General features: G+C 46.5%; 9 protein-coding genes. 5 read left to right on the top strand and 4 right to left on the bottom strand.

Annotated elements, in window-relative coordinates; all coding sequences use genetic code 11:
• Positions 1-129: 129 nt before the first annotated feature.
• The 4 genes from HZB61_00200 to HZB61_00185 are packed head-to-tail and all read left to right on the top strand — an operon-like array spanning position 130 to position 4,840.
• The gene (locus HZB61_00200; protein ID MBI5055025.1) at positions 130-1,593 is read left to right on the top strand and encodes an efflux transporter outer membrane subunit; all 1,464 of its coding nucleotides are present in this window, start codon (positions 130-132) and stop codon (positions 1,591-1,593) included.
• A 21-nt stretch (positions 1,594-1,614) separates the two neighbouring features.
• Positions 1,615-2,901, top strand: coding sequence for an efflux RND transporter periplasmic adaptor subunit (locus HZB61_00195; GenBank protein MBI5055024.1), 1,287 nt, complete (start codon positions 1,615-1,617; stop codon positions 2,899-2,901).
• Positions 2,898-3,635, top strand: coding sequence for an ABC transporter ATP-binding protein (locus HZB61_00190; protein MBI5055023.1), 738 nt, complete (start codon positions 2,898-2,900; stop codon positions 3,633-3,635). Before HZB61_00195 ends, HZB61_00190 begins: the two co-directional genes overlap by 4 nt.
• Positions 3,635-4,840, top strand: coding sequence for an ABC transporter permease (locus tag HZB61_00185; protein ID MBI5055022.1), 1,206 nt, complete (start codon positions 3,635-3,637; stop codon positions 4,838-4,840). The genes HZB61_00190 and HZB61_00185 overlap by 1 nt, the downstream gene beginning before the upstream one ends.
• A gap of 419 nt (positions 4,841-5,259) precedes the next feature.
• Here HZB61_00185 and HZB61_00180 read toward each other — a convergent pair whose 3' ends face one another.
• From HZB61_00180 to HZB61_00165, 4 genes are all read right to left on the bottom strand, one after another.
• Positions 5,260-6,147, bottom strand: a complete 888-nt coding sequence (locus tag HZB61_00180; GenBank protein MBI5055021.1) for a metal-dependent hydrolase — start codon at positions 6,145-6,147, stop codon at positions 5,260-5,262.
• Positions 6,144-6,926, bottom strand: a complete 783-nt coding sequence (locus HZB61_00175) for a hypothetical protein (GenBank protein ID MBI5055020.1) — start codon at positions 6,924-6,926, stop codon at positions 6,144-6,146. Before HZB61_00175 ends, HZB61_00180 begins: the two co-directional genes overlap by 4 nt.
• A 274-nt stretch (positions 6,927-7,200) precedes the next feature.
• Positions 7,201-8,007 carry a hypothetical protein gene (locus HZB61_00170; protein MBI5055019.1) on the bottom strand — a complete coding sequence of 269 codons (807 nt, stop codon included), beginning with the start codon at positions 8,005-8,007 and terminating at the stop codon, positions 7,201-7,203.
• Positions 8,008-8,017: 10 nt separating this feature from the next.
• A complete protein-coding gene (locus HZB61_00165) occupies positions 8,018-8,410 on the bottom strand; it encodes a TIR domain-containing protein (protein ID MBI5055018.1) in 393 nt (130 codons plus the stop codon).
• Between the two features lie 333 nt (positions 8,411-8,743).
• Here HZB61_00165 and HZB61_00160 point away from each other — a divergent pair, with 333 nt between their 5' ends.
• Positions 8,744-8,989 (top strand): recombinase family protein, encoded by a 246-nt coding sequence (locus HZB61_00160; GenBank protein ID MBI5055017.1) that lies wholly within the window; start codon positions 8,744-8,746, stop codon positions 8,987-8,989.
• Positions 8,990-9,139 lie beyond the last annotated feature (150 nt).

Genomic DNA, 9,139 nt, shown 5'->3' with positions numbered 1-9,139 from the left:
AGATATTGAGAAATATGCAGACCATGTTGTGCAATTTTCGCTGGCCGGGATACACAAAGTACAGGCTGAGTCCGGGAAGAAAACATTTTTAAGACGAACCAAGGTGGCAAGACCTTTAAAAGGAAAACTATGAGTTTTTTATACAAAAAGACTTATATTAGTTATCTTTCGCGTCTTTCATGGATACCAGTGGTACTGATAATGACTGGTTGCGTAACTGTTGGGCCAGATTATGTCAGGCCTGACACATCATTAGCCACGACATGGCACAGCGAACTAAAAAGCGGTCTGATCGCCGGGGAGATGGATCCCAAGACGCTGGCTGCGTGGTGGCTTGCGCTCAACGATCCTGCACTCTCCAGCCTGATCGATCGTGCTGTGTCGGGCAACCTCGACCTAAAGAAGGCACGGGCGCGGGTTCGTGAATCTCGCGCTCGCCGGGGTATAGCCAAGGCCGGTCTATTCCCGACCTTCGATGCCGTAGGCTCTGCAACTTGGACTGAAAGCAGTAAAGATACCGGGACTAACAGGACCAGCGAAACAAGTGACCTTTATACAGCAAGCTTTGACGCAGGTTGGGAAATTGACATCTTTGGCGGTGTTCGACGTTCCGTCGAGGCTGCTGAAGCAGATGTCGGAGCCAGTCAGGAGGATTTGCGCGATGTGGTGGTCTCTCTCCTCGCTGAAGTAGCTGTAAACTACATCGATCTGAGAACGTTTCAATCACGATTGGCTATTGCGGAAGGTAATCTGGAAACACAAAACGAAACCTACCAGTTGACCTTATGGCGATATGAGGCAGGGCTGAGTGATGAACTATCAGTACAGCAGGCACGTTATAACAGCGAGAACACCCGAGCCTCGCTGCCAACCCTTCGCACCGGGAAGGAAGAGGCATTGAACCGTATTGCTGTTTTACTGGGAGAACAACCTGGAAAGGTACATAGTCTACTGGAGCAGCAAGTGTCAATTCCGGTTATTCCCCTTAAGCTTGCAATAGGCGTACCGGCCGATGTTCTTAGAAACCGGCCGGATGTGCGAAGAGCAGAGCGCGAATTGGCTGCTCAATCAGCAAGGATCGGCGTGGCCACCGCAGACCTCTACCCCAAGTTAACCTTAAGTGGATCCATCGGAATCGAAACATTGAAAGTGAGTACCTCTCCCGCCTCACAAACGTGGTCATCAAGCTTTGGACCCGGAATCACGTGGGCGATCTTCAAGGGCGGGTCTATCCGACAAAACATAGAAGTGCAGTCAGCGCTTCATGAGCAGGCATTGAATAAGTATGAAGCTGCCATTCTCAGTGCACTGGAAAATGTGGAAAACGCTCTCGTCGCCTACGCGGAAGAGCAAAACAGAAGGGATAATCTTCAAGAGGCAGCACAGGCGGCCCAAAAAGCTGTTGAGCTTGCAAAATACAAGTACCAGAGTGGGCTGACTGATTTTAATAATGTCTTGGAGGCGCAGCGCTCACTACTCACCTTTCAGGATCAACTGGCCCAGAGCAGCGGAACCGTAACCTCTAACCTGGTCCGCCTGTACAAAGCCTTTGGAGGCGGTTGGACATCAATGGATCCTGCTGAAAAGAAATAGCTTTTGAAATGGAGAAGAGAAATGAAATCGAAAATTGAGCCGGAATCGGATATTACAGAGACCCTGGGACTGCACCACGCCCCTATGTTCAGCAAGGGTCTGAAGCGATATCTTGTCATTGCCTTAGTGGCAATTTTAGCAGTGGCAGCCGTAATCATGTGGAAAGCGGCAGGAAAGACAACCGTACCACAATACAAAACCGAGCAAGTCCGACGCGGAGAACTTACGGTCATTGTCACCGCAACCGGCACCTTGCAGCCTACAAACACGGTCAGTGTAGGCAGCGAATTATCCGGTATAATCAAAAGCGTCGAAGTCAACTACAACGACAGAGTAAAAATCGGCCAGGTCCTGGCCAGGCTGGATACTCTAAAACTCGAAGCACAATTAACCCAATCCAAAGCTGCATTGGAGTCAGCAAAGGCAAAGGTCTTGCAAACTCAGGCGACTGTTGCGGAAACGCGGGCTAAACTTTCACAACTTCAAAAAGTGAAAGAACTGAGCAATGGTAAAGTCCCCTCGCAAGCTGAGATGGATGCTGCAGACGCGGCCTTTGAACGGGCAAAGGCCGATGCAGCCAGCGCCATAGCTACTGTCACCGAGGCCCAGGCCACTCTTCAGGCAAATGAGACAGACCTCTCCAAATCTATTATTCGGTCGCCAATCAATGGCGTTGTTCTGACACGCAACATAGAGCCGGGGCAGACCGTGGCAGCATCCTTTCAAGCTCCTGTGCTGTTCACTCTTGCCGAAGACCTGAAGCAAATGGAACTGCACGTGAATGTAGATGAAGCTGACGTGGGCAAAGTGCAGGAGGGCCAGAAAGCAACTTTCAGCGTTTCTGCCTATCCTAATCGCACTTTCGAAGCACGGATTACTCAGGCCCGCTACGCTTCAACAACGACGTCAGGGGTCGTGACCTACGAGACCGTGCTGAAAGTCAACAACACGGATTTGTCCCTTCGTCCGGGAATGACGGCTACTGCGGACATAACAGTAAAACAAATCGAAAATCCGATCCTGGTACCAAGCGCAGCAATTCGTTTTACACCGCCCGTACAGCAGGAAGAAAAGTCCTCCACTGGTTTGGTCGGCTCCCTTCTCCCACGTCCGCCCAGCGGAACCCAACAGCGCATTGACATAACAACCAACGGAAAGCAGCAAAGGGTCTGGATATTAAAGAACGGACAACTGTCCCCCGTCTCTGTCACGACGGGCTCAACAAGCGGACGCATGACGGAAATACTGACCGGAGACATCCAACCCGGTATGGAGGTTGCGGTCGATCTTATTACAGGTGCTAAATGAAAACCGGTGGTGCGCAACAAAAAGCTAGTAAATCGGAACAACACCTCATCGAATTCAGAGGAGTAACCAAAGTCTATGGTAAAGGGTATGCATCAATGCAGGCCCTTCGAGGTATCGATCTTCACATCGATGAGGGGGAGTTTGTTGCTATAATGGGGCCGAGCGGATCGGGGAAATCTACCTGTATGAACATCCTCGGGTGCCTCGACACGCCAACCGCCGGGACTTATATGTTCAGGGATGTCGATGTCGGACAACTGTCCCGCAATCAGCGGGCCCTGCTGCGACGTTATTACCAGGGGTTCGTATTTCAGGGGTACAACCTCTTGAACCGTACCTCTGCGCTTGAGAACGTAGAACTCCCTCTAATCTATCGGGGTGCCCCCGCACACCAGCGGAGAGAGCAAGCACTTAAAGCTCTGGATATTGTGGGACTCAAGGGATGGGAGTCTCATACTCCAGGTGAGCTTTCAGGTGGACAGCAACAGAGGGTCGCTATCGCTCGCGCTATTGTCACAGAACCGGCCGTGCTCCTTGCAGACGAGCCCACAGGCAACCTGGATACTGCCCGAAGCCGGGAGATCATGGAATTGCTGAATTCGTTGAACATCAACCAGGGGATTACCATTATCATGATTACCCACGAGTTGGATATGGCAGCCTACGCAAAGCACATCATCCATTTCCTGGACGGTCTGGTCTCGTCGGACGAGCAAAAAGGGAGGCCCCAATAATGTTGTGGAACACAATATTGCTGGCTTTACGGGAAATCAGACGCAATATCCTGCGATCATTTCTTACTGTACTTGGTATTGTCATAGGCGTGGCAGCAGTAATTACAATGGTTACCATCGGCGGAGGAGCCACGGCCCAGATCCAGCAACAGATCGCAAGCATGGGCAGCAATATGCTGATGATAAGTCCAGGAAAGAGGTTGGGGCCCGGTCAGTCTACCGGCAATATTCCATTCAAAGAAAACGATGCTGATGCTATTGCAAAGGAAATCAGCTCAATTGCTGCTGTGGCGCCGGTATCGTCGCAGTCAATTATGGCCATATTCGGCAACCAAAATTGGACAACTCAGGTGACTGGAACCGATAATCAATATTTAAAGGTAACAAACAGGTCTATCGGGGCGGGCAGGGAATTCAGTGAGAGCGAGTTACGCAGCGGCGCGGCGGTATGTATTATTGGGGAGACAGTCCGCAAAAAACTGTTCGGCGGGCAAGGGGCTTTAGGGGAAAAGATTCGTCTGCAAAAACTTTCGTGTGATGTAATAGGGGTGTTGGAAGCAAAAGGCCAGAGCACTATGGGCATGGATCAGGATGATATTGTGGTTATTTCTTTGAGCACCTTTCATCGGCGTATCTCTGGCAATCAGGATGTCGGTCTTATTCAGATTTCTGTCCAGCAAGGCTCATCAACTGAAAAAGCCCAGAGTGATATCAGAAGATTAATGCGGGAGAGGCGTCATCTTTCAGCGAGCGATGATGATAACTTTAATGTGATGGACATGAAGGAGATCACAAAAATGCTCACCGGCACCACTCAATTGCTTACGACATTGTTGGGAGCGGTTGCGGCAGTCAGCCTCCTTGTCGGCGGCATCGGCATCATGAATATTATGCTTGTGTCAGTCACAGAGCGAACCCGTGAGATCGGTGTTCGACTCGCCATCGGCGCTCTTGAGAATGATGTGCTCACACAATTCCTCGTGGAAGCTGTGGTGCTCTCATCGCTGGGTGGATTGGTCGGCATCGCTCTGGCGACAGCAGCTTCGATTGTCGTAGCTCGACTTATGCAGGTTCCATACATCTTCAATCCTGGTATCAACCTGCTTTCCTTCCTGTTTTCTGCTGTGATTGGTGTGATCTTCGGTTTCTTTCCGGCAAGACGTGCAGCCAGACTTGACCCCATTGATGCTCTTCGTCATGAGTAAAGACAAGATACATCTGATACGGGCAATTACAGATATAATCTATATTTTTCAAAAAGTGCTGTCATAAGACTTTTTAGGGAGAACTTAGCAACAACAATCAAGGCTTCTTGAATCTATTCCTTTTTTAAAGGAACTCCGGCTGAAATCCGTAATTCGTAAATAAGTTCAGAGCAATTAGTACAGGGACTATCATTGAAAATAAATTTGTAAATAGATTTAACAAAGACGGCAGACGTTATGATTTTCAAAAACGCGTCTTTCATGCCGTAGTACAGATTCAATCAGTGATCCGAACCTCTCTCTTTCAGGAATAAATCAAGCCCCCAGGATCATAATTGAATTTATTGATACATGCGAACAGTTATTAATATTCGATATCAATAAAGTTTGAAGATACATATAGGTAATCTTTAAATATACTACAACGTTGACGGCTTCAAAGTTACATCCCCCTCATACTGCAAAACCCCAAAAACATACTCCCCTTCCTTCGCAATATGCCACTTACTCCCCGGCTTAAAATAAACAGTCCCCTTTGTCAGTTGCGACGGCCCGGACAGTTTTAAGGTATGCCAATCTTTTTCTGTTACTTTGATCTTAGCCTTAAGAAACTCCGCCTGATCCGGGACATGAATAATTTTATTTTCTTCCCTGTCATATACAGCAAGCGGCGTAAATGGTCCGGATCCTTCCGTCCCGATCACAAGCCAGGATCCCTCTTTGATATTGCCGTCTGCTAATCGTAGCTTACCTTCAAAATAACATTGCTTAGTGCCTTCCCGTTTATACCGGTCAACGGCCATCTGATAATTACCCATGAAAGCTTGAAGCATCGTCCTTATACCGCCCTGGCTCCCGATGTACCCGCCGCCCCAGCCTACAAAACCGAGTGCCATCATAAGAATAAACTCCTGACGGGATCCTGTGCCGATCCTGTACCTCTGAGAAGCAAGAACAAAGATCTTTTCCGTTACCGGTTTGAGAAGCGCAACGCCTGAGATGTTCAGACAATCAAGGAGACAGTGAGACAATGCGCCCATTCCAAGGTATAGCATTGGTTTAAAGAAAAAGGATCCTAATACCGTAAGCGGCAGCCACAAGATGACGGAGTGAATAAAGCCTCGATGTCCGAAATATTTATTAAGCGGAATAGAAAAGAAAAAGAACACCCGGCCAATAGCGCTTTGAGGATGGTCTATGTCGGGCAGCAATGCGCCGCCGGCCGCAAGTCCGAGAACGGTTGATCCTTCAGCACCGAATAAAAGCGCTGTCGCTAAACTGAACGCTATGTGTGTCGGGGCCGTCATTTACTACGTTCTGCTTTAGATATGAAATATCTTATAAATAAACCAGCGGCCATACCCATACCACCGAGCATATATAAATCTTGCTCGCCCATTCCCTTGCCGACATAACGCAAAACCATAATGCCGGCAACGACTACCAGGAACACCGGGGCTATATTAATTTCTTCTCCTGATACCCTCTCACCTTCGTTCCGGACAATTTCGCCCTTTGCTATTGCCCATGCCCGGGCCGGAACACCGCGCGACTTTGACGCTATTTCGTGACCGGCAATCATTGACCCGGTCTTTGAAATGCAGTATTCGGCAAGGCGCAGCCGGTCCTTGGTGTCTATCGGCTCTACTTTTATTTTCGGCTTGCCCCAGGTCAGCCTTTTCAGTTCTTCCCGGAACGGCTCATTCCCGCTCATGTATATTGTCCAGGTCTCGTTCAAAGCTGTCAGGAAATGTATAAGTTTCGGTGTCGCACGTTCTATGTCGTCCATAAAGAGCGCAATCTTTTTTGATTTGATAACCTCACGCTCTAAATCCGTGTTCTTCATCTTCTTGTATTCCTCGATACCCTGAGCCTCAGCAATAAGTTTCAGGATGTCACCATATGACAGCGCCCCTGAAAAGAAGACCTTGTCTGATAAATAATGAGCAAAAGACCATCTGATAATCTCACTCTTGCCGATGCCTCGCTGACCGGTCACGATAAAGGGAATAGACTTCTTAAGACGCGGATATACTTCTTTCTCGAGTAATTTGTCCTGCCCTATGATTTTAGACGAATCCCTCAAAATTCGAGCCCCACATTTTAGCTACAAACGATTTTCTCCTGCCTGTTAATACTATAGCATGTCTTTATTTAACAGGTGAGATCCCTTTCCGGGAAAAAGAGGAAAACATTGATATATTCTGGAAAGTAGCAGGTACTCTCGTTTTAATATTTACTGAGAATACCTGCTTCTCAAGAATTCAGATGAAATAACAGTTTGATGATTAACGATTAAAGTGGGGATTTTAATGGTTGAACTATGCGGCGCGGCTTTTTGCGTCCGCACCAGTGAATAGTTAGCCACTTATCTGCCAACCCACGGCAATAAGAGTAAGGATTAATATGAGCATCGCGAAATAAAGCGGAACGTTTTTTTCCGTTGAAGTGAATGATTTGTATTTGCGTGGACGCAATCCCTTACCTAAAGATACCCACTCGGCTGCATATATTTGGGCATCAAGGTCTTGTTCCAGCCGTAGGATAACGTCAAACTTGGCCTTGTTTAACTTCCCATAATTGTCTATGAGATTTCTCCAAGAGTTGCACAATAGAAAACCCACCACAGAAAACCCATAAAGCAGCCAAATTGTACCAGAATGTAACGCTCCAGTCTTTACCATTAAACCAGCAATGGCCAAGAGGCTTCCTATAGCCGTTATGAAAAATGCATTTGTTTTCTGTCGTCGCTGAATAAGGCTTTCAGAAGACTCGATCATCAACTTGTAGAGATCCAGCGTACTTGTTCCACCTTTTTTCTTGAAGCATTCGCTGAACTCCGCTTCGAGATCATAGTATGGTTTCAACTTTGAACACACTACAGATGGAGCATCATTAGGATTAATGTCCACAATAGGCAAATTGCTCTCTCCGGCCTTATTGATTTCCCATTTTGCGTTTTCTGATTTCTCGCAAGATTCGCGATCGTAAACTATAACGGTTTCTGCTTGGGAGATTGCCTTAATCGCTTGGTCTTTCCAATCTTTGCAGCTGACACTATCAAGAAAAATCAGATCAAATTTTGCAGCCATTTCTAAGCCGCTTTTTTTAAAAAGCAGTTTGGCCTGCCTTCTTTCTTTGAACCTATGTATAATAAACAATTTCATCGGATAGTGCCTATCTACCCCCAGCAATAAGGGCCTTTAAATTAGGCCATGTCCAGTTATAGACTTTGTCTGAAGCAGATGCCGATGTGGGTTTTGTACAATTCTTGTCGGAGTATGCAGCTAAAAGAAAGTATGATTTTCCCTTATCTTTAGCAATTGTCAATTCAGCCGCAACTCCTGTAGCTGTATGAGTCTTCTCGCCGCAGAGAATAATCACAACGTCTATATTATCCATACGCCGTTTTACTTTCTCCTTCCAGTCACCAATTAGAGGCTCTTTCACAGATGCATCCTTAAACTCGAACGGGCTATCTGGCAGATTGGCTTGACCTGCAAGCATTTCTTTAGTGCCTTTGTCGTGGTCAACATCAAAGCTGATAAAGACTCTCTTTTTGTTTGCCATTGTTTCCTCCTTTATATTGGTATAGGGCAACCAGTTATTAGATAATTTTATAGATAATAACATAAATATTAGCCGAGTAAATAAAATAAAAATTGTTTATTTGGCGTAACTATTCATCTTCATTACACTAACCGTGTTGACTAATATTCCGTTTGTCATATTATGCAGTTATCTGCCTAATAGCACATAAATTTGATGTGATCTCTACTGAGGAAAAAACATTAGTTTTTTCCGCACCATTTTGTATAATAAAAAACACTTTGTTTTAACGAAGTTAATAGTCCGGATTTTAAAGGGGTTTTTTCCGCACCCTGATTTAACAGGAATGAGCGCATGAAAAAGAAAACCGTTGCCGTATATGCCAGGGTATCAACCGACAAGCAAAAAGTTGATATGCAACTGCAGGAGCTCAGCGATTTTATAAAACGCTCCGGCTGGAAGCTGTATAAAACATATATCGATCATGGTTACACCGGGGCAAATACAAGGATTGACCAGGGACATATCCCGTATTTCTACAATAAATATGGGGGTGTGCCCATATTCCCCGTGCTGAGAGAAAACCTCAATAACATCTAAGAGTCAATAAATTCCCATGGGCTTAAACGTTGAGGATAATACCTACCAATGTTCACGCCATCAGAACAAGCACTTAATAATTGCAGGATGTAACATTTATCGCAAGACTGTCAACAAGTAAAAAGTATTGCTGCGTGTACCATATTATGG

Source organism: Nitrospirota bacterium, from assembly GCA_016214845.1.
Classification (GTDB): Bacteria; Nitrospirota; Thermodesulfovibrionia; order UBA6902; family UBA6902; genus SURF-23.
This window is presented reverse-complemented; position numbering and strand designations above follow the sequence as displayed.